We start from the raw sequence: 19,720 nt of genomic DNA on the forward strand, positions 1-19,720 counted from the left end.
GTGAAAGATGGCAGATCTAACTAACTCCAGTTGGAGTGAAGCAGACAGCAGCAATACTCAGCCCGATCCGAGCGGCTTCCCCTCTGGCATTCTGCCCTCTCAGGTTGGTGGTGTGGTTCGTGCGCTCATGGGCGCAACCAAGCGCTCGTTTGACCGTAGCAACGCTATGGTATCCAGCACTGGATCGGCAAACGCCTACGTGCTTACTTATACGCAGGTGCCCGAAGGTTACGTGAAGGGCGAAGTGTATCGCTTCTTCGCTAACGCCACCAACACGGGCGCTGCTACAATCAACATCAACGGCCTTGGTACTCGCAGCATTCTGCGTGCAGATGGCAGCGCACTTAGCCCCGGTGAAATCGTAGTCGGTCAGGTAGTCACGGTGGTTTGCGATGGCGCAAACTTCCTGCACCAGAGCGTGGGCAGCAGGTTCTTCAAGGACAGCGTGAGCATCGTTAAGGATGGCGATGCCATCCTCACGCTGGAGGACACAGGCGCAGCGGCAACCACATTCCGCAGCAAGAACATCTACAGCAGCAGGAACGTGGGCGGTGGCAATGACTGGCTGTTCCGTTCGCGTCGTCCCAGCGATGGAGCCATTGAGGACTTCACGCTCAAGACCGGCACGGGCGGCACCATCTGGACCACTGGTAATTTCAACCCGGACCTCAAGGCCAACCTTGCCGGTGCAGTGTTCTCCGGTGACATCACTTCGCATCGTGGTGACAAGAGCGGCGTAATTTTCCTGGGTCGTCAGGATCAGAACGGTGGTCGCTACCTCTACTATGACGGCAGCAATTACCAGATGCCCGGCTCACAGTTGTTCGTGAACGGCAGTCAGGTGTGGAAGCGCGATGATTTCGATCCCAACACCAAGGTCACTGTAAACAGCCAGCCGCGTTTCAACGGCTTGCTGCCAGCCCTCACCGGTGAGGGTTACATCTACTCGGACGGTGGTACCAGCAACCTGCGTTTTCGCAGCGGTCCGGCAAGCGCGTACAAGTACGCTGGTCTCAACGACGACGGTAATTTCCAGATCTTCAACGGTGGCGTTGAGGCGGCTGGCGATGTGCACGCGGTAGGCGCAGTTCGCGCGAATGGTCGTGTCGTTGTCGGCGAGGGTGGGAATGCATCCTACATCGAGATGCGTGACAGCGACGAGGGTACTCGCTTCATCCACAACAACAGCGGCCTTATCGGCTTCCTAGGTGCAGATGGCGGCTGGAAGGCTCGCGTAGGCGACGATGGCAAGTTCTGGACTGCTGAACTTGGCGATCTGAATACTCGCATCGAAGCACGCGGCGCAGCATACCGCGACAGTGCCAACGCCAACACCTCGGCGAACTACATGGCGAAGACCGGAGCCGCCGCGAATGGTGGTCTCTACATCAACGGCGGTAGTTCCTACGCTAATGTGCAGCCCAGCCTTAGCCTGTTCTACGGCGGGCTTGAGCACTGGAACATTATGGCTGCCAGCGATGGCAACCTGTACTTCCGCAACGGCGACAACGGCGATGCGCGCATGCGCTTGAACCGCGATGGTTCACTGTGGACCAAGCAGTTTGGTGACCTCAATCAGCGCATCGAGGATCGCACGGCAAACCGTCGCGACGAAGCCAATGCCAACACCGCGGCCAACTACTTCAACAAGGCGACGGGCACCCAGCAGAACGTCAATAACATCCCGTCGTTCAACGCTGCTGCCATCGATATCGTTCGTGGCGGTGTTCTGCGTGCTCGGTGGGTGGTTGACGGCAGTGGCAATACGATCCTTCAGAACGGAGACAATGGCGACAACTTCTTTTACGTGAACACTGGTGGTGCTGTCTGGACCAAGCAGTTTGGTGACCTCAACACTCGCATCGAGGATCGCGCATACGCGCACGCGGCGGGTCAGGCTGGCTCTCGTGTCTCCAAGACCGGCGACACCATGACAGGTACCCTCGAAATCCAGGGGGCGTACCCAACGCTTCGCCTGCACTACCCGAACGTTCGCTATTGGGACATGAATGTTCGTGAGTGGGGTGGCATCTCACTCACCCCCAACGGTTCGGGTGAAACCCACCAGTTCAAGGCGGATGGGTCGATCTGGACGTCGCAGATGGGCGATATCAACAGCCGCATCGAAACCCGCGCACGGGAATGGGCAGAAACTCGCCAGGGTACTCTGGGCTTCATCCCGGTGCAGCAGAGTGGTGGTGCATACCAGGGAAACAACAAAGTTTACCTCGGCTGGGATGGTGCAGCACTACGCGCGCAGGTAGATGCCAGCGATCTTGAGCGTGTGGTCACTCGCAGTTGGTGCAACCCAATCATCGATATTCGTATGACGCTGGCCGGTGACCTCAACAACGATTGGAATAATAACTATTCGTATTCTGAGCCCTATGGTGGTGCGGTGGTTACATCGCGTGCGTCGGGACTTGCCACAAACAGTCAGCAGATGATCTTCGGTATGCGCTGGAGGTATCTACAAAAGCAGGACAGTTACGGGAATTGGTACACAGTGGGGTACGTTTAATATGAATTATACTATCATTAATCACGGCAATTGGGTGCCGTACACCAAGGATGCTGTGCTTAGCCCAGAGGGTTTTCCTCTGGTGCCAGCCGGTACCATTTTCTGCAAGCGCGAGAGCGATGGTGTGGACTGGTACGACTACAGCCGCGCTGAGGGCACTTTCCAGCCTGGCAGCATCAAGGTGGTGTGCCTGCGTACCAACCTCGGCTTGATCACCCAGGCCATCTACGCGGAAGCAACCAGCGTGTTTCCGCAGAACTGCACCCTTATTGAAGTGCAGGGCTGGGAGGGTGAAAAGCCCCACCGGACATTCGAGTACAAGGTGTACGACCCCGAGACCCACACGTTCTCGGATATCGTGCTGCCCGCAGCACCAGTGATCACCTACAAGAAGGACATCTGGGTGAGGGCCACGGACGAGGAAGCCGACATCATCGATCAGGTGCTGAGCCAGCAGAGCACGCGCAAGCAGCGCATCTTCAACGAAGCGCAGTATCTGGACCATGCGAACCCGCTGTTCGCCGAGTTGTATGCGGGCTTCGTACAGGCGTTCGGAACAGAAAGAGCCGACCAATTGCTGGCCGGCTCCTCGGACTGACGCGGAGTTAAACGTTACGAGCGGCTGAGCAGTTGTTTCAGCCGCTCTTCCTCCTCGGGTACAGAAGCGCCCGTGATGCCATCCGCAGTGAACGAGATGGGGTCGATCATCCCGAGCGCACTGTCACCGAGTTGGCTGGTGAGATCGAAATGCCCGGATAACTTGTAGTCCTCAAACCTGTACGCACGCAGGCCGTTCATTACAATCACCGTTACCATGTTGTGCGCGCTGTTGAACGTAATGGCGTCGATGAACGTGCGCAGTGCGGCGTTGGTGCGAGCGCGGAGCATGTACACGGTGCTCTTGTCCGCCGTTTTCCACTCCGCGCGCATGCGGTCGATTTCATCCTCCGTGATGCTCTGTGCGGTCAGCGTCATCTCAGCATCTGCCTTCTGGCGCTCCAAGCCAGCCACGGCAGTTTCCAAGTCGGCTCGTTGGGCCTTGCGCTGTGCAAGACGCTGCCTGATTTCGGCGGTGTCGCCGTCGGCTTCCTCCAACTGATCCAGTAGCCGTGCTTCGCGCTTGCGGATGTCCTCGATCTGATGGCGGATCGCCGCAATCTGCTCGTTGAGCGCATCCAGCGGGTTCGTAGCCTGCCGCTCCCGAAGCACGTCGCTGAGACGAAACTCACGCACGTTGTCCAGAATGGCTGCTTCCAGCGGATCGTACTGAAACAACTTTGCAGGCTGAGGGCAGCCGCGTGCGCGCTTGCGGTTGCCGCAGGTGATGTAGTGCTGGAGGCCATATTCCTCGGCGCGCCTGCGCGTGATGTGGTGCATGTTCATGGCATCGCGGCAGTGCTCGCAGCGACACATGCCGGTGAACAGGTTGCTGAACAGGCTGCCCTTGCGCCCACCGCTGCCGTGATAGGGGCGCTTCTGCTGCTGCGCCCGCTGCCATAGATCGTGGCTCACTACCGCTGGGAAGTAGCCGAGGATTGGTTCGCCGACCGGAATGTTGACCCGATTGGGACCCTCCTTGTTGGGCTGAAACTCACCCAGCGTGTCTCTGCCGTTGATCACTCGGCCAACCATGCCCGAGTACCAACCGCTGCTGCTCTGTTTGAACGGGGGGATGCCCTCAGCATTGAGCGCCTGGGCAATGGCCATCTGCCCCATGCCGCTGGCAGCCATCTCGAAGATACGACGCACAGTGGGTGCATGCTCGTTCAGCACGAACTCGTACTTGCCTCGTCCCACCTTGGTGGCATCGATCCAACCCGGCGCGCTGAGGGTGAAGCCGTAGCCGCCCTCCGCATACTGTGCACGCCGCGCCTCGTAGGACTTCGCCATACGCTGGCTCTTGCGCAGGCTTTCCTCGTGCGCGCGGGCCATGATGGTGAGCGAGATGATGAGTTTGCTCCAGTCGTTACCAACCGTCTCCTGGCTGTACATCTGGTCATCGCCAAGGGTGACGATGGTGATGCCCGCGCGGATGATCTCAAGGAACAGGCTCAGCGCCTCCAGCACCTGATCACGCGACAACCTGTCGAGGCTCTCCACAAGTAGGTAACTGCCCCTGCGGATGCGGCCCTGTTCAACCATTTCGAGAAAGCGACCCAGCGCTCCGTCGGTGCGGTTGCGTCCCTTGAACGCACTGATGCCGATGTCGCGCAGACTGCCATCGAGTGCGACATTATGTCGTTCCGCCCACTCCCGGCTCATGTCCAACTGGCGGCGAAGGCTGTCGCCGGTAATCTGCTTCTCCGTGCTCATGCGTATGTAGGAGTACGCTAGATGCTCCGATTTTATGGGTGTGTGCTCCACTGCCAAACTCCGCGGATTGCTGCATGTGCAATCGCACGGGGGTTGCTACGATGCCGTCAACAACGGGGTCTACAAGGCGGGCTTCGCCACCGAGCCGGATGCCTATGCCGAGGCCTTCACCGCCCTGTTCGCCGAACTCGACGCCCTGGAGGCAAGGCTCGACGGCGCCCGCTACCTCTGCGGCAGCCGGCTGACGGAGGCCGACATCCGCCTCTTCACCACCCTGGTGCGGTTCGATGCGGTCTATGTCGGGCACTTCAAGTGCAACCGGCAGCGCATCGCCGACTATCCCAACCTGTCGAACTATCTGCGCGATCTCTACGCGCTGCCGGGCGTCGCCGGCACGGTGAACCTCACCCACATCAAGCGCCATTATTACGAGAGCCACCCGACCATCAACCCGACCGGCATCGTGCCCCTCGGGCCGGCCCTCGACTTCGACGCGCCGAACGACCGCGCCCGGCGCTTCCCGGCCTGAGCGCACCTGGCGCGCCGCCGCAGACCCTCGACGAATCGCAACCCAGCCTTACATCGGAGTCATGATGCTGCTCTCGACTGCCCGCCTCGTCCTCGCCGCCCTGCCGCTGATCGCGGCCGCGCCCGCCTTCGCCCAGACGGCCGTCAAGCTCGAGGGTCGCTGCGAGAAGCTCGTGATCGCCGGCAAGGACGTGTCGGCGACCTGCAAGAACACGCTGATGAACACGGTCTCGCGCAACCGCACGAGCTTCGACTTCGCGGCCGAGGGCCGGTCCCTCAGCTTCAGCGGCAACGGCGCCCAGCAGGAGCGCACCGAGGAGACCGATCCGCTTCAGCCGATCAACCTCGTGATCCCGAGCGAGACCACGAAGGACGGCGTGGTCCAGGGCCCCCTGGTGGCGGTCGGCTCCTGCGCCTTCAGCACGCCGCAGCCGGGCAAGACCGCGATCACCTGCGAGGCGAACGCCGCCAAGGGCACCTACCAGGGCGTCTTCGTGACGGATACCAAGGCGCCGGACGAGACGGCGGGCGGAAGCGCGCCGGCGCGTTAAGGGCCCGGCCTCCGGGCGCGTCGTCGGGGCGGGGGCAGGGCCTGCAGGCTGCCGCTCTGGTCCAGACGCGCGGAGTTCCCATCTCTTGCTCTTGACGCGGGAGGCGATGGGTGGACAGACCCGGCCCTCCATCGATCCAAACCAAGGCCTCGAGGACGTGATGCTGAACGATGCGCCGATGCCGGGCGAACCCACCAAGGATGTGACCACGGCGAGCTTTCGCCAGGACGTCATCGCGGAATCGATGCACCAGCCGGTGCTGGTCGATTTCTGGGCCCCGTGGTGCGGCCCGTGCAAGCAGCTCGCGCCCGTGCTGGAGAAGGTGGTGGCGGCCTCCGCAGGCCAGGTGAAGCTCGTCAAGATGAACATCGACGAGCATCCCTCGATCGCGGGCCAGCTCGGCATCCAGTCGATCCCGGCCGTGATCGCCTTCGACAAGGGCCAGCCGGTCGACGGCTTCATGGGCGCCGTGCCGGAAGCCCAGATCAAGGAGTTCATCACGCGCCTCGCCGGCCCGGCCGGTCCGAGCCCGATCGAGCAGGCCATGTCCGAGGCCGAGGCGCTTCTCGGCACCGGCGACGTGGCCCAGGCCGCGCAGCTCTACGCCGCCGTTCTGTCCGAGGAGCCCGAGAACGTCGACGCGATCGCGGCGCTCGCCAAGATCCAGCTCGACGCCGGCGATATCGAGAACGCCAAGCAACTGGTCGAGATGGCGCCGGCCGACAAGGCCTCCCATGCGGGGCTCGCCAGCGTGCGCGCTGCGATCGAACTGGCCGAGCAGGCCGCCGCGCTCGGCGACCTCGGCAGCTTCCAGACCCGGATCGAGGCCGATCCGAACGATTTCCAGGCCCGCTTCGACCTCGCGCTCGGCCTCAACGGCCGCAACATGCGCGACGAGGCGGTGGACCAGCTGATCGAGATCGAGCGGCGGGACCGGACATGGAACGAGGGCGCGGCGCGCAAGCAGCTGCTCACGTTCTTCGAGGCCTGGGGCCTCATGGACAAGGCCTCGATTCGCGGGCGGCGGCGCTTGTCGACGCTGGTCTTCGCGTGAGGCAGCCAAGCAACGGCGGGGGGACGCGATGAGCACGCATGCGGGCTACAAGGGACCGGCCGACTGCCCCGGAGTGATCCCGGTCTTTCCCCTGCCCGGTGCGCTGCTGCTGCCGCGCGGACAGATGCCGCTCAATATCTTCGAGCCGCGCTACCTCGCGATGATCGACGATGCCCTGCGCACCGACCGGATCATCGGCATGATCCAGCCGGACGTGGAGGCCGGCGCGTCGCCCATGACCCCGAAGCTGTTCCGCGTCGGCTGTGCCGGGCGGATCACCCAGTTCGCCGAGACCGGTGACGGGCGCTATCTCATCTCGCTCACCGGCATCGCCCGGTTCCGAATGGAGAGCGAGCTGGCCACCACCACGCGCTACCGCCGCTGCCAGGTCTCGTACGACGACTTCGCCTCCGATTTCGAGCCGCGCGCCGGCGAGGAGGCGGTGGACCGCGAGGGCGTGCTGAAGGCCCTGCGCGATTTCGTCGAGGTCAACGACCTCAAGGTCGACTGGGCCGGCATCGAGGAGGCGCCCAACGAGGCGCTGGTCAACGCGCTCTGCATGATGAGCCCGTTCGGCGCCCGCGAGAAGCAGGCCATGCTGGAGGCCGCCGACCTCAAGACCCGGGCCGAGGTCTTGATCGCGGTGACCGAAATGGAGTTGGTGCGCGGGTCGGGCTCCGAGCCCACGCTCCAGTAGTTTTCTCCCGCGAAGGATACGCCCCAGATGGCCGATGACACCCCGAGCCCCGTCGAGGCCACACGCGTCGACCCCAAGCTCCTCGAGCTTCTCGTCTGCCCGCTGACGAAGACCACCCTGGAATACGATGCCGCCCGGCAGGAGCTGGTCAGCCGCTCCGCCCGCCTCGCCTACCCGATCCGCGACGGCATCCCGATCATGCTGCCGGAAGAGGCGCGCGCGCTCACCGACTAACCGGCGCCGTATCATGGCCGAGCGCTCCGTCAGAGCAGGGCGACCCACCATCGCCATCGTCGCCACCGGCGGCACCATCGCGATGCGGAACGATCCCGTCACGGGGGCGCCGGTCCCGGCCCTGACCGGGGCCGATCTCGCCGCCGCGGTGCCGGGTCTCGCCGATTGGGCCGCGATCGAGGTGGTGGAATTCGCCAACGTGCCGAGCGCCTATATGGGCCCGGCCCTGTGGCCGGACCTCAGCCGCGCGGTGGCGGGGCTGCTCGACCGGCCGGAGATCGCCGGCGCCATCGTCCTGCACGGCACCGACACCCTCGACCAGACCGCGTACTTCCTCGACCTGACGCTCAAGAGCGACAAGCCGGTGGTCATGGTCGGCGCCCAGCGCAACGCGTCGGATGCCGATGCCGACGGCGCGCGCAACCTCCTCAGCGCCGTGCGCCAGATCCTGGCCCCGGGCGCAGGTCGCATGGGCGTCACGGTCACGCTCAACCACAACATCAACGCCGCCCGCGACGTGCGGAAGACCCACACCCACAACGTCGAGACCTTCAACTCCGGCGAGGCCGGCTTCCTCGGCCATGTCGATCCGGACCGGGTGGTGTTCACCCGCCAGTCCCTGCGCCGCCAGACCCTGCCGCTGCCGGACCGGCTCGCGCGGGTCGCGCTGGTGGCCATGGCGGCGGGCAGCGACGGGCGCCAACTCCGCCACGCGGTGGCGGATGGCGCCGAGGGCGTGGTGATCGCCGCCTACGGCTTCGGCAATGTCAACGAGGCCCTCCACGACGCAGTGGTGGAGGCGATCGCCGCCGGGGTCATGATCGTGGTGGCGAGCCAGGTGCCTCATGGCCGGGCGCTCCCGGTCTATGGCTTCAAGGGCGGCGGCAGCACGCTTCGGGCGGCCGGCGCCGTCTTCGCCGACGACCTCTCGCCGGACAAGGCCCGCGTGTTGGCGCTGCTCGCCCTCCCGATCACCCGCGATCGGGAAGCTTTGCAGCTGTATTACGATCGATAAAGGCCAGGCTTTCGGCCTGTTGTGCTCTGTTCAGGCAGTTTGAGACATACGTCTCGTCATGGGATTGCGGCGTCTGTCACAATCTTGCCGCTTCGGCGGGTATGCTCGACGCACTCTCAATCGATCGTCTGCTTGGAACGTCGGCGTGCCGCCTTGCGGCCGCGCCACGCACGGGCGCTGTTTGCCGAAGGATGATGCATGACCAAATTCGTGGTGGTTCTGGCGCTCGGAGCCGGCCTGTCCTCGCCCGCGATGATCCCGGCCGCCGCGCGTGACGGCGGAAACTTCAACGGAGCGTGGTCGGTCGAACTCGTGACCGAGACCGGTATGGTCTGCGACAGCCGCTATACCTACGCGGTGTCGGTGCAGGAGGGGGCCGTGCGCCTCGCGTCGGCCTCCGGTTCGGCCAGCGTGAGCGGCCGCGTCGGCCCCGACGGCACGGTCGGCCTCAACGTCTCCAACGGCACCGCCTCGGGCGCCATCTCGGGCCGCCTCCAGTCGCAGAGCGGCGGTGGCACCTGGAAGGTCTCCTCGCTCTGCTCGGGCCGCTGGACCGCCCGCCGCCAGACGACGCGGACCGCGCAGGCGGACTGAGCGCGCGGGCGGTGCGCCGCGCCGCGTCCGTGACAGCAGATTCGCGCATCTCGAAACGCGACGTGGGCCTCCTCCTCATTGAATCCCGGGCCTGCCCGAGATCCGTCGGACGTGTGGGGAAGCGTTGGAGGCTGGAGGTGGCTCCGCCAGCCTCCACCGGCTGAGGGTCACTCAACCACCACCATCCCGAGCCTCTCCCCACTAAGGGAACCTCTCCCCACAAGGGGGAGAGGGACGGGCGCTCTGGATTTGGTCCCCAGAAATCGATTCAGCCCCTCAGGCGGCGGCGAGCCACTGGCGCGCTTCTTCGATATGCGCGCGGTCGAAGGTCTTGATCTGGGCCGGGGAAACCTTGCCGAAGGTGTCGGCGATCATCCGCAGCCAGGAGGCGTCGGTCACCAGGGCGACGTGGCTGACGCCCTTCATCATGGCGAGGCCGAAGCGCGGGTCCTTGAAGAACGCGGCCGGCTCCATGCCCTTGAACTCACGGACGTCTTCCAGGAGCTTGATCTTGCCGCCCTTGTCGAGGTCGGCCTGCATGGCGGTGATGACGGTGTTCATGTCCGCATCGGTGATCTGTCCGTCGACCACGATCTCGGCGACGCTCGAATCCGGCTTCTTGGTGTAGGTCAGCACGTGGGGCACTCCTCAGGGGATCGAACGCTACCCAAGCGAACGTCGCGCCAGCGTTATAGGAAACTCTGCGGGTCCACGTCGATGGCGACCTTCACGTTGCCGCGAATCTTCGGGCCGCGTGCCAGCCATTCGCGCAGGTAGGTCTGCAAATCGACGGCGCGCTCGGTCTTTACCAGCAGCCGGAAGCGGTAGCGCCCGCGGATCAGCGCCAGGGGCGCCTCGGCCGGCCCCAGCACCATCACGCCCTCCGGCGGCTCGGCGGCGCGGGCCAGCGCCTGCCCGTGCGCCTCGGCCACGTCGCGCTCGTTGGCCGAGACGATCAGGGCGGCCAGCCGGCCGAAGGGCGGCAGCCCCGCGGCTTCGCGGGCGCCGATCTCCTCCTCGTAGAAGCGCTCCGAATCCCCCGACAGCAGCGCGGCGATCACCGGGTGGTCGGGCTGGTAGGTCTGCAACAGGGCGCGGCCCGGCTTCTCACCGCGCCCGGCCCGGCCGGTGACCTGCTGCAGCAGCTGGAAGGTGCGCTCGGCCGCGCGCGGGTCGCCGGAGGTCAGCCCGATATCGGCGTCGAGGACGCCCACCAGGGTCAGGTGCGGGAAGTTGTGGCCCTTGGCCACGAGCTGCGTGCCGATGACGATGTCGCAGCCGCCCTCCGCCACGGTCTGGAGTTCGGCCCGCAGGCGCTCGGCCCCGCCGGGAAAGTCGCTCGACAGCACGATGACGCGCTTGTCGGGAAAGAGCTCGGCGACCTCCTCGGCGATGCGCTCCACGCCGGGGCCGCAGGGGGTGAGATTGTCGAAGGTGCCGCATTCCGAGCAGGAATCCGGGCGCCGCTCGGCATAGCCGCACTGGTGGCAGACCAGGGCCCGGCGGAAGCGGTGCTCCACCAGCCAGGTCGAGCAGTTGCGGCACTGGTAGCGGTGGCCGCAGGCCCGGCACAGGGTGAGGGGCGCGTAGCCGCGCCGGTTGAGGAACAGCAGGGCCTGGTCGCCCGAATCCACGGTCTCGCGCACCGCCGCCACCAGGGCCGGGGCGATGAAGCGGCCGCGCTCGGGCTTGTCGGCGCGCATGTCGATGGCGGCGATGTCGGGCAGGCGCCGGCCGCCGAAGCGCTCGGGCAGGGCGACCCGGAGGTAGCGCCCGCGCTCGGCATTGACCCGGGTCTCGATCGACGGGGTGGCGGAGGCCAGCACCACCGGGCAGTTCTCGATGCGCCCGCGCACCACCGCCATGTCGCGGGCGTGGTAATGCACCCCGTCCTCCTGCTTGTAGGCGGCCTCGTGCTCCTCATCGACCACGATCAGGCCGAGATCGGCGAAGGGCAGGAACAGGGCCGAGCGGGCGCCCACCACCACGGCGATCTCGCCCGCCGTGACCCCGGCGCGGATGCGCTCGCGGCGCTTGCCCCCGACGCCCGAATGCCAGGTCGCCGGGCGTACGCCGAAGCGCTCGGCGAAACGGTCGAGGAACTGCGCCGTCAGGGCGATCTCGGGCATCAGGATCAGCGCCTGATGGCCGCGCCGGACGCAATCGGCCACCGCCTCGAAATACACCTCGGTCTTGCCCGAGCCGGTGACGCCCTCCAGCAGCACGGTCGGCGCCTTGTGCTCCACGCCGGGTGGCGCGACCTTGCCGTCCGCCGGCAGGGGATCGCCGATCGCGTCCGTCGCCGCCGGCGCGGCCGGAGCGGGGTTCATCAGCGCCACGAGGTGGCGCACCGCCGCCTCCTGCGCCTCGGAGAGCGGCACCCGGGCATGGTCCGGGTCCGGCGGCAGGGCGACCGGCTCGGGGGCCAGGGCGAGCGCCTCCAGGGCGCCGTCATCGATCAGGCCGTCGACCACGCTCAAGGAGACCCCCGCCTCCTTGGCGAGCGCGCTCTTGCCGCGCAGCGTCCCGTCCGCCGCCACGGCGAGCACCTTGGTGCGGGCGGCGGTCGGCCGCGCCGGGGCCTTGCCGGAGGCCCGCACGCCGACCCGCACGGTCTCGGTCAGGGCCGATTCGTCGGGCAGGCGCAGGGCCATGGCCAGGGCCGAGCCCTTCGGCGCCAGGGTGTAGCGGGCGAGCCAGTCGACCAGTTCCCGCAGGGCGTCCGGCAAGGCCGGCACGTCGAGCCGGCCGGTCACCGGGCGCAGGTTCGAGCCGCCGGGGCTCTGGCGCACGCCCCAGACGACGCCCACGGTCTCGCGGGGGCCGAGGGGAATCTGCACGACCTCGCCGACCGCCAGATCGAGCCCGGCCGGAACGGCGTAGCTGTAGGCGCTGTCGAGCGCCAGCGGGATCAGGATCTCGGCGATGCAGGGCATCGGGCGGGGCTTTGATGGAACATAACCGGAATATAAGCATCCTGGTGGCAATGCGCGACCGCTGCGCAGCCGATCGTGGCGAGGAGGTGCACCAGGATGGACGAACCCGGACGATCGGCGCCCGGCGATGCGGACCTCGAGGGGGTGCTGCTCCTACACGGCCTCGCCCGGCGGGCCGCCTCCATGACCCGGCTGGAGGGTACGTTTCGCGCGGCCGGGTTCGCGACGCTGAACCTCGACTATCCCTCCCGCACAGCCGGTCTCGGCGATCTCGTGACGGTCATCGGACCACTCGCAGCCGCCTTCGCCGCCCGGGTGCGGACCCTGCACGTGGTCACCCACTCGATGGGTGGCCTCCTCGCCCGGGCGTGGCTCCACACGCAGCGGCCGGCCAATCTCGGACGAGTGGTGATGCTGGGGCCGCCGAACGGCGGGAGCGAGGTCGCCGACCGGCTCCACGGCTTTCGCGCCTACCGGCGCTTCTTCGGTCCGGCCGGAGCCCAGTTGACGACCCGGCCGGACGATCGCCTCCGCGACCTCCTCGGCGCCATCGACTATCCATTGGGAGTCATCGCGGGCGACCGCACGCTCTATCCCGTGGAATCGTGGCTGATGCTGCGGGCTGCCAATGACGGCCGGGTCACCGTCCAGCGCACGCGGGTCGCGGGCATGGCCGACCACATCACGTTGCATGCCAGCCACGGCCTGATGATGCGCAACCCCGCGGTCATCGCCGAGACCCTCCGCTTCCTGCGGACCGGAGGGTTTTCGCCGTCGGCCCGCGGTGACACAAGGCTCGCATGAGCTTCGATGCGCCCCAGCCCGCCCCCACGCCGCCGCGCCTCGATCTGCGCGGCATCGGCCTGCGCTTCGGCGCGGTGCGGGCGCTCGCCGACGTCTCGCTCCAGGTGCAGCCCGGCGAGATCCTGGCGCTGCTGGGCGATTCCGGCTGCGGCAAGAGCACGCTCCTGCGGGCCATCGCGGGGCTGGAGCAGCCGGACACCGGCACCATCCGCCTCGACGGCACGGTGGTCAGCGAGGGCGGCCGCGGCGTTCCGCCGGAGGCGCGCGGCGTCGGGCTGATGTTCCAGGACTATGCGCTGTTCCCCCACCTGACGGTGGCCGAGAACGTCCGCTTCGGCCTGCATGCCCGGTCCGCCGCCGAGGCCCGCGTCCTCGCGGCGGCGCGCTTGGAGCAGGTCGGCCTCGCCGACCGGTCCAACAGCTATCCGGGCACCCTGTCGGGGGGCGAGAGCCAGCGCGTCGCGCTCGCCCGCGCGCTGGCGCCGGGACCGCGCATCCTCCTCCTCGACGAGCCGTTCTCGAATCTCGACCGGCGCACCCGCGACCGGGTCCGCGACGACACCCTCGCGGTGCTGCGCGCCAGCGGCACCACCACGCTCCTGGTCACCCACGATCCCGAGGAGGCCCTGGGATTTTCCGACCGCATCGCCCTGATGCGCCGGGGCCGCATCGTGCAGGTCGGCACCGGGCGCGACCTCTACGAGCGCCCCGGGAGCCACTTCGCCGCGCGCTTCTTCGGCGACCTGATCGCCTGGGCGGGCCCCTGCCGCGCGGGCGCCCTGGCGACACCGTTCGGGCCGGTGCCGGCGCCGGGACGGGCCGAGGGGACGGCCCTGCGCTACTGCCTGCGCCCGGAAGCCCTGCGCCTCGGCGCAGCGGGGGCGGGCCTCGACGCGGTGGTGACCGGGCGCCGCTTCCTCGGAGCGCATGCGCTCCTGACTCTGGCTGTCGAGGGCTTCGCCGAGCCCCTGCGGCTGCCCGTGCCCGACGCGGATTCCCGGCAGCCCGGCGACCGGGTCGGCCTCACCGTCGCGCCGGAGAGCGGTTTTATTTTTGGCGACGAACGGGATTAAAAGACGATCCGCGCCTGTCCCGGCGCCTAGTCTGCGCCTGTTGTTTGGAATTGGTTTAAGTCTAAGACATCATCCTTGCTTTTTTCGCCGCGATGCTTCTGAACACCCGTCGGGTTCAGCGGAGAGGGTATCGGCGATGGCGGGCGGGATGCGGGTGATCGGGTTCGCGGGGCTGATGCTGGCGACCGTGATGGGCACGGCCTCGGCCGCGGAGGTGAACCTCTACACCACCCGCGAGCCCGGCCTGATCCGGCCTCTGCTCGACGCCTTCACGGCCAAGAGCGGCATCACCGTCAACACCGTCTTCGTCGAGAAGGGCCTCGCCGAGCGCGTGGCCGCCGAGGGCGCCCGCGCCAAGGCCGACGTGCTGATGACCGTCGATGTCGGCAACCTCATCGACCTCGTCGACCGCGACCTCGCCCAGCCGGTGCGCTCCGGCGTGCTGGAGGCGGCGGTGCCCGCCACCCTGCGCGACGCCGAGGGGCGCTGGTTCGCCCTGTCGATGCGCGCCCGCGTGCTCTACGCCGACAAGGACCTCTCCGATCTCACGGCCATGACCTACGAGGGACTGGCCGATCCGAACTGGAAGGGCGGCCTGTGCCTGCGCTCGGGCCAGCACCCCTACAACACGGCGCTGATCGCCCATTACCTCGTCAAGCACGGACCCGAGAAGACCGAGGCGTGGCTGCGCGCCCTCAAGGCCAATCTCGCCCGCAAGCCGGCCGGCGGCGACCGCGACGTCGCTCGCGACATCCTCGCCGACACCTGCCAGATCGGCCTCGGCAACTCCTACTATGTCGGCCTGATGCGCTCCGGCCGCGGCGGACCCGAGCAGCAGAAATGGGGCGACGGCATCAAGGTGGTGATGCCCACCTTCGTGGGCGGCGGCACCCATGTGAACATCTCGGGCGCGGTGGTGTCCAAGACCGCGCCCAACCGCGACGAGGCGGTCAAGCTCCTGGAATACCTCGTCTCCGACGAGGCCCAGGGCCTCTACGCCAAGGCCGATTACGAGTACCCGGTGAAGGCCGGCGCCCCGATCGACCCGCTGCTCACGGCGCTCGGCCCGCTGACCATCGATTCCGTGCCCCTGGTGGAGATCGCCCGCAACCGCAAGGCGGCGAGCCTCCTCCTCGACAAGGTCGGCTTCGACAATTGAGGGCGCTCCAACCCTCCCCCTTCCGCGGGGGAGGGGGCCTGCGCCGCAGGCGGGCCGAGACGAAGTCCCGCCAGAGGGGAAGCCCTCTCCGGGCATGTCGCGCCCCTCACCCGACCCGCTGACGCGGGCCACCCTCTCCCGCAGAGGGGAGAGGGACGGGCGCAACGCCTTCACGGCGTGCGAGCGGGCCGGTCCCTGCGGGAGAAGCGCCCACACGTTCGGCCGATCCATCGCAGACGCATTCGAGACCCGCATGACCGGGGCCGCCCCCGCCCTCTCGTTCACCCGCAACGCACGCGGCCTCGCCTGGGGCGCCGCCGGGCTGGCGTTATGCGTGTTGGTGCTGAGTCCGGTCGTCGCCCTCATGGTGGCGGCCGGAGAGGGCGCCGGTGACGCGGCGGGCGGGGCCCTGTGGCCCCATCTCGTCGCCCACGTGCTGCCGCAGGCGCTGCGCGACACCGCCCTGCTGCTCGCCGGGGTCGGCGTGCTGGTGATCGCCCTCGGGGCCGGATCGGCTTGGCTGGTGGCGGCCTACGACTTCCCCGGGCGGCGCCTGCTCGAGGCCGGATTGCTGCTGCCGATGGCGGTGCCGACCTACATCGTCGCCTTCGCGTATCTCGACCTGCTGCACCCGATCGGACCGGTCCAGACCACCCTGCGCGATCTCCTGGGCTATGCCCGCCCGCGCGACCTCGTGCTGCCGGAGATCCGCTCGCTGCCCGGCTGCATCCTGCTCCTCGGCTTCGTGCTCTACCCCTACGTCTACCTGCCGACCCGGGCGCTGTTCCTGATGCAGGCCGCCAACCTCATCGAGGCGGCGCGGATGCTCGGGCGCTCGCCCTCCGGGACCTTCCTGCGCGTCGCCCTGCCGATGGCGCGCCCGGCCATCGCGCTCGGGGCGAGCCTCGCCCTGATGGAGGCCCTCAACGACATCGGGGCGGCGGAATTCCTCGGCGTCCGCACCCTCACGGTCCAGGTCTATGCCACCTGGGTCAACCGCTCGGATCTCGCCGGCGCGGCCCAGATCGCCCTGGTCATGCTGGTGGCGGTGGTGGCCCTGGTGGCGGTGGAGCGCTGGGCCCGGTCGGGCCGGGGCTTCGCCGGCACCGCTCAGCGCCCGCGCCGGCTCGCCCGGCAGCGGCTGTCGGGGCCACGCGCCTGGGCCGCCCTGGCCCTCGGGCTCGTGCCCGTGGCGATCGGCTTCGCGATTCCCGCGAGCTACCTCGTCCATGCCGCCCTCCGGCGGGTGCTGCGCAGCGGCCTGCCCGAGACGATCCTGCCCGAGATCGGCTACACCCTGCTGTATGCGGGAATCGCCACGCTCCTGGCGGCCGCCCTCGGCTTCGTGGTGGCGGCCGGCCCGCGCCTCGTGGCGCGCCGCTGGGGCGAGGCGCTGATCCGGGTGGCGAGCCTCGGCTATGCCCTGCCGGGCGCGATCCTGGCCATCGGCCTGCTCGGCCCCCTGGCGCTCGCCGACACGGCCCTCTCGGCCGGCACCACGCAGCTCTTCGGCATCGCCCCGGCGCTGATCGGCCTCGGCACCGGCGGCGCCCTGGTCACGGCCTACCTCGTACGCTTCCTCGCGGTCAGCATCGGCACCTGCGAGGCCGGGCTGGCCCGCGTGCCCCGCAGCCTGCCCGATGCCGGGCGGATGCTCGGGCGCGGCCCCGGCGCCACCCTGTGGCGGGTGCAGTTCCCCCTGGCCTGGCCGGCCGTGCTCAGCGGGGCCCTCCTGGTCTTCGTCGATTGCGTCAAGGAATTGCCCGCCACCCTGCTGCTGCGCCCTCTCAACGTCGAGACCCTCGCGACCCACCTCTACGGCGAGGCGGCACGCGGCACCTACGAGGACGGCACCGTGGCGGCCCTGCTCATCGTCGCCGTCGGGCTCGTGCCGGTGGTGATCCTTCTCCGGCTCGGGACCCCGCGCCCCGAGGCCGGGCCGGAACGCGCCGGAGCCTGGGTCAAACCCGCCGGGCCCGCGACAGAACCTGCCGATCAGCGCTTGACGCCGCTGCGCCCATAGCCCTAGAAGGCCCTCGGTCCGGGTGCGTAGCTCAGCGGGAGAGCATTCGCTTCACACGCGAAGGGTCACAGGTTCGATCCCTGTCGCGCCCACCATTTCCTTCGAAGCCGCCTCGACGCTTCGACGATCCCTTCAGAAGATCGACACCAGCACCAGGCCGCCGACCATCAGCAGGCAGCCGAGGATGCGCCCCGTCCCCGCCGCGTGCTGGGCGAAGCCGAGCCATCCGTGATGGTCGAGCAAGGTCGAGGTCAGGATCGCCGCCGTCACGGTGATGCCGGTGAAGATCGCCGCGCCGAGGCGCTCCGCCAGGAAGATCATCGCCAGCACGTAGACCCCGCCCATGGCGCCGCCGGCCCAGGCCCACCAGGGCACGCCCGCGACCCGGGCGGTGCCGGGCCAAGCGAGGCCGACGAACGGCACGGCCAGCAGATAGACCGCCGCATTGGCCCCCGTCACCACGAAGGCGGCGAGGATCGGCTGGCCGAGTGTCCGCGCCAGGGTGGTGTTCGCCCCCGCCTGGACCGTGTTCAGCACGCCCGCGGCGGCCGCGATGAAGGCGATGAGGAGGGGCATGGCGTGTCCGTCTCGGTCCCGGCATCCGACCGGACGCGGAGGCGTGCCGGTCTGGCGTTGCTGCCACTCGCGACAACCGCTGCGCCGGCCCGAGCTTTCAGACCTGCGACGTTCGTGCGCAGTCGGGGAGACGGTGTCCGGAACGGTGTTGTCGAAGCGCGGGCTCTTCTCTCCCCCTCTGCGGGCTGGTGTGGGGAGTGTCCGGAGCGGTCACACACCTCACCCCAGGCCTCTCCTTCCGGGAGAGGGAGCCCCGTGGGGCCTGAATCCCATCCGCAGATGACCTCCAGAACACTCCTTTCCCGCCTGCTTACCCAGCAGGGTGACGTGCAGCACGCGGACGGCACCAGGATGGGCGCGCCCGAGAGCGCGCAGGCAGGCGGGCGCCCCCGCTCGTCCCGGCCAGCCCCCTCAGCGGGCGCGTTCGGTCGCCCCCACCTCGCGGCGGGGTGCGACCAGCAGCACCAGCGCGCCGGCCAGCATGCAGACGATCGATCCGGCCAGAACGCCGACCTTGGTCTCGGATTCGAGCTCCGGCGCGCCGGCGAAGGCCAGGAGTCCGATGAACAGGCTCATGGTGAAGCCGATGCCGCACAGGAGCGAGACCCCGTAGATCTGCAGCCACCCGGCCCCCGCCGGCCGCTGGGCGAGGCCGAGTTTCACCGCCAGGACGACGAGACCGAACACCCCGGCCTGCTTGCCGACGACGAGGCCGAGGGCCACGCCCAGGGTCACCGGATCGAGCAGCATCCCGGGCGTGAAGCCCGCGAGGGACACGCCCGCATTGGCGAAGCCGAAGATCGGCAGGATCAGGTAGGCCGACCAGGGCTGGATCGCGTGTTCGAGCCGGTGCAGCGGCGAGGTCGGGTCGTCCGGCCGGCCGGTGCTGAGGCGCAGCGGGATCGTCAGCGCCAGGAGCACGCCCGCGACCGTGGCGTGAATGCCGGATTTAAGAACGAAGACCCAGAGCACCAGCCCCAGCAGCAGGTAGGGCGACAGGCGGCTGATCCCGGCCCGGTTCAGGCCGTAGAGCAGGGCCAGCGTCACGGCGGCTCCGCCGAGCATCGGCACCGACAGGTCGGCGGTGTAGAACAGCGCGATGATGATGACGGCGCCGAGGTCGTCGATGATCGCCAGGGCGGTCAGGAAGATCTTGAGCGAGACCGGCACCCGGGACCCCAGCAGCGCCAGCACCCCGAGGGCGAAGGCGATGTCGGTGGCGGCCGGGATCGCCCAGCCTCGCATTGTCTCGGGCGAGTGCCGGTTCACCGCCAGGTAGACCAGGGCCGGCGCAGCCATGCCGCCGAGGGCGGCAAGCCCCGGCAGGATGCGGTCCGGCCAGGTCCGCAGCCGCCCGTCCAGCATCTCGCGCTTGATCTCGAGGCCGACCAGCAGGAAGAACAGCGCCATCAGGGCGTCGTTGACCCAGTGCAGCACAGTCAGGCCGCCGAGCTTCGCCTGGAGCGCCGAGACGTAGGTCCCGGCCAGGGCGGAATTAGCCACTCCGAGGGCGAGAGCGGCGCTCGCTATCAGGACGAGGCCGCCACCGGCCTCGCTGGTGAGCGTCGAACGGAGGGCCGAGAACGGCCGCCGGAGCGGGGACGGGGCGTGCATGCCCTCCGGCTTACAGGGATCGGGCGGG

General features: G+C 68.1%; 17 protein-coding genes, 1 tRNA gene and 1 pseudogene. 14 read left to right on the plus strand and 5 right to left on the minus strand.

The window, feature by feature from the left end:
- The first annotated feature begins 7 nt into the window (after nucleotides 1-7).
- Together J7U37_RS20375 and J7U37_RS20380 are read left to right on the plus strand one after the other, a co-directional pair.
- Complete coding sequence (locus J7U37_RS20375; RefSeq protein WP_247636898.1) at nucleotides 8-2,521, plus strand: hypothetical protein; 2,514 nt, start codon at nucleotides 8-10, stop codon at nucleotides 2,519-2,521.
- A 1-nt stretch (nucleotide 2,522) separates the two neighbouring features.
- Nucleotides 2,523-3,119 (plus strand): hypothetical protein, encoded by a 597-nt coding sequence (locus J7U37_RS20380; protein ID WP_247636899.1) that lies wholly within the window; start codon nucleotides 2,523-2,525, stop codon nucleotides 3,117-3,119.
- 14 nt (nucleotides 3,120-3,133) lie between these two features.
- Here J7U37_RS20380 and J7U37_RS20385 read toward each other — a convergent pair whose 3' ends face one another.
- Nucleotides 3,134-4,885, minus strand: a complete 1,752-nt coding sequence (locus tag J7U37_RS20385; RefSeq protein WP_348773009.1) for a recombinase family protein — start codon at nucleotides 4,883-4,885, stop codon at nucleotides 3,134-3,136.
- 46 nt (nucleotides 4,886-4,931) lie between these two features.
- Between J7U37_RS20385 and J7U37_RS20390 the strand changes: the two are divergent.
- The 7 genes and pseudogenes from J7U37_RS20390 to J7U37_RS20420 all read left to right on the plus strand — a co-directional run.
- Nucleotides 4,932-5,363 (plus strand): annotated as a pseudogene (locus tag J7U37_RS20390) (glutathione S-transferase C-terminal domain-containing protein); the annotation flags it as partial.
- A 64-nt stretch (nucleotides 5,364-5,427) separates the two neighbouring features.
- Entirely contained in the window at nucleotides 5,428-5,913 is a 486-nt protein-coding gene (locus J7U37_RS20395; protein WP_056181992.1) for a hypothetical protein, read from the plus strand.
- Between the two features lie 160 nt (nucleotides 5,914-6,073).
- Nucleotides 6,074-6,967 (plus strand): thioredoxin, encoded by an 894-nt coding sequence (gene trxA, locus J7U37_RS20400; protein ID WP_056181989.1) that lies wholly within the window; start codon nucleotides 6,074-6,076, stop codon nucleotides 6,965-6,967.
- Between the two features lie 28 nt (nucleotides 6,968-6,995).
- Nucleotides 6,996-7,664, plus strand: coding sequence for an LON peptidase substrate-binding domain-containing protein (locus J7U37_RS20405; protein WP_056181708.1), 669 nt, complete (start codon nucleotides 6,996-6,998; stop codon nucleotides 7,662-7,664).
- Nucleotides 7,665-7,691: 27 nt separating this feature from the next.
- On the plus strand, nucleotides 7,692-7,898 hold the full coding sequence (locus J7U37_RS20410; RefSeq protein ID WP_056181705.1) for a Trm112 family protein: 207 nt from the start codon (nucleotides 7,692-7,694) through the stop codon (nucleotides 7,896-7,898).
- A 13-nt stretch (nucleotides 7,899-7,911) separates the two neighbouring features.
- The gene (locus J7U37_RS20415) at nucleotides 7,912-8,913 is read left to right on the plus strand and encodes an asparaginase (protein WP_247636901.1); all 1,002 of its coding nucleotides are present in this window, start codon (nucleotides 7,912-7,914) and stop codon (nucleotides 8,911-8,913) included.
- 198 nt (nucleotides 8,914-9,111) lie between these two features.
- The gene (locus J7U37_RS20420) at nucleotides 9,112-9,507 is read left to right on the plus strand and encodes a hypothetical protein (RefSeq protein ID WP_056181702.1); all 396 of its coding nucleotides are present in this window, start codon (nucleotides 9,112-9,114) and stop codon (nucleotides 9,505-9,507) included.
- A gap of 276 nt (nucleotides 9,508-9,783) precedes the next feature.
- Here the strand turns inward: J7U37_RS20420 and J7U37_RS20425 are convergent, their stop codons facing one another.
- Nucleotides 9,784-10,143 (minus strand): STAS/SEC14 domain-containing protein, encoded by a 360-nt coding sequence (locus tag J7U37_RS20425; protein ID WP_056181699.1) that lies wholly within the window; start codon nucleotides 10,141-10,143, stop codon nucleotides 9,784-9,786.
- Between the two features lie 53 nt (nucleotides 10,144-10,196).
- Nucleotides 10,197-12,443 carry a primosomal protein N' gene (locus tag J7U37_RS20430; protein WP_247636902.1) on the minus strand — a complete coding sequence of 749 codons (2,247 nt, stop codon included), beginning with the start codon at nucleotides 12,441-12,443 and terminating at the stop codon, nucleotides 10,197-10,199.
- Nucleotides 12,444-12,539: 96 nt separating this feature from the next.
- On the opposite strand from J7U37_RS20430, the gene J7U37_RS20435 reads away from it, so the two are divergent.
- The 5 genes from J7U37_RS20435 to J7U37_RS20455 all read left to right on the plus strand — a co-directional run bounded on the left by J7U37_RS20435 (nucleotide 12,540) and on the right by J7U37_RS20455 (nucleotide 17,597).
- A complete protein-coding gene (locus tag J7U37_RS20435) occupies nucleotides 12,540-13,247 on the plus strand; it encodes an alpha/beta hydrolase (protein WP_247636903.1) in 708 nt (235 codons plus the stop codon).
- Nucleotides 13,244-14,320 (plus strand): ABC transporter ATP-binding protein, encoded by a 1,077-nt coding sequence (locus J7U37_RS20440; protein WP_247636904.1) that lies wholly within the window; start codon nucleotides 13,244-13,246, stop codon nucleotides 14,318-14,320. The genes J7U37_RS20435 and J7U37_RS20440 overlap by 4 nt, the downstream gene beginning before the upstream one ends.
- Before the next feature lie 148 nt (nucleotides 14,321-14,468).
- The gene (locus tag J7U37_RS20445; protein WP_247636917.1) at nucleotides 14,469-15,479 is read left to right on the plus strand and encodes an extracellular solute-binding protein; all 1,011 of its coding nucleotides are present in this window, start codon (nucleotides 14,469-14,471) and stop codon (nucleotides 15,477-15,479) included.
- 253 nt (nucleotides 15,480-15,732) lie between these two features.
- Nucleotides 15,733-17,502: an iron ABC transporter permease gene (locus tag J7U37_RS20450; RefSeq protein WP_247636905.1), complete on the plus strand. Its 1,770-nt coding sequence runs from the start codon at nucleotides 15,733-15,735 to the stop codon at nucleotides 17,500-17,502.
- 20 nt (nucleotides 17,503-17,522) lie between these two features.
- Nucleotides 17,523-17,597: transfer RNA gene (locus tag J7U37_RS20455), tRNA-Val, on the plus strand.
- A 37-nt stretch (nucleotides 17,598-17,634) separates the two neighbouring features.
- On the opposite strand, the gene J7U37_RS20460 is transcribed toward J7U37_RS20455, so the two are convergent.
- Both J7U37_RS20460 and nhaA read right to left on the minus strand, forming a co-directional pair.
- Nucleotides 17,635-18,078, minus strand: a complete 444-nt coding sequence (locus J7U37_RS20460; protein ID WP_247636906.1) for a DMT family transporter — start codon at nucleotides 18,076-18,078, stop codon at nucleotides 17,635-17,637.
- 411 nt (nucleotides 18,079-18,489) lie between these two features.
- Entirely contained in the window at nucleotides 18,490-19,692 is a 1,203-nt protein-coding gene (gene nhaA / locus J7U37_RS20465; protein WP_247636907.1) for a Na+/H+ antiporter NhaA, read from the minus strand.
- Nucleotides 19,693-19,720: the final 28 nt, after the last annotated feature.

It is taken from the genome of Methylobacterium sp. 37f, assembly GCF_023093475.1.
Taxonomy (GTDB): domain Bacteria; phylum Pseudomonadota; class Alphaproteobacteria; order Rhizobiales; family Beijerinckiaceae; genus Methylobacterium.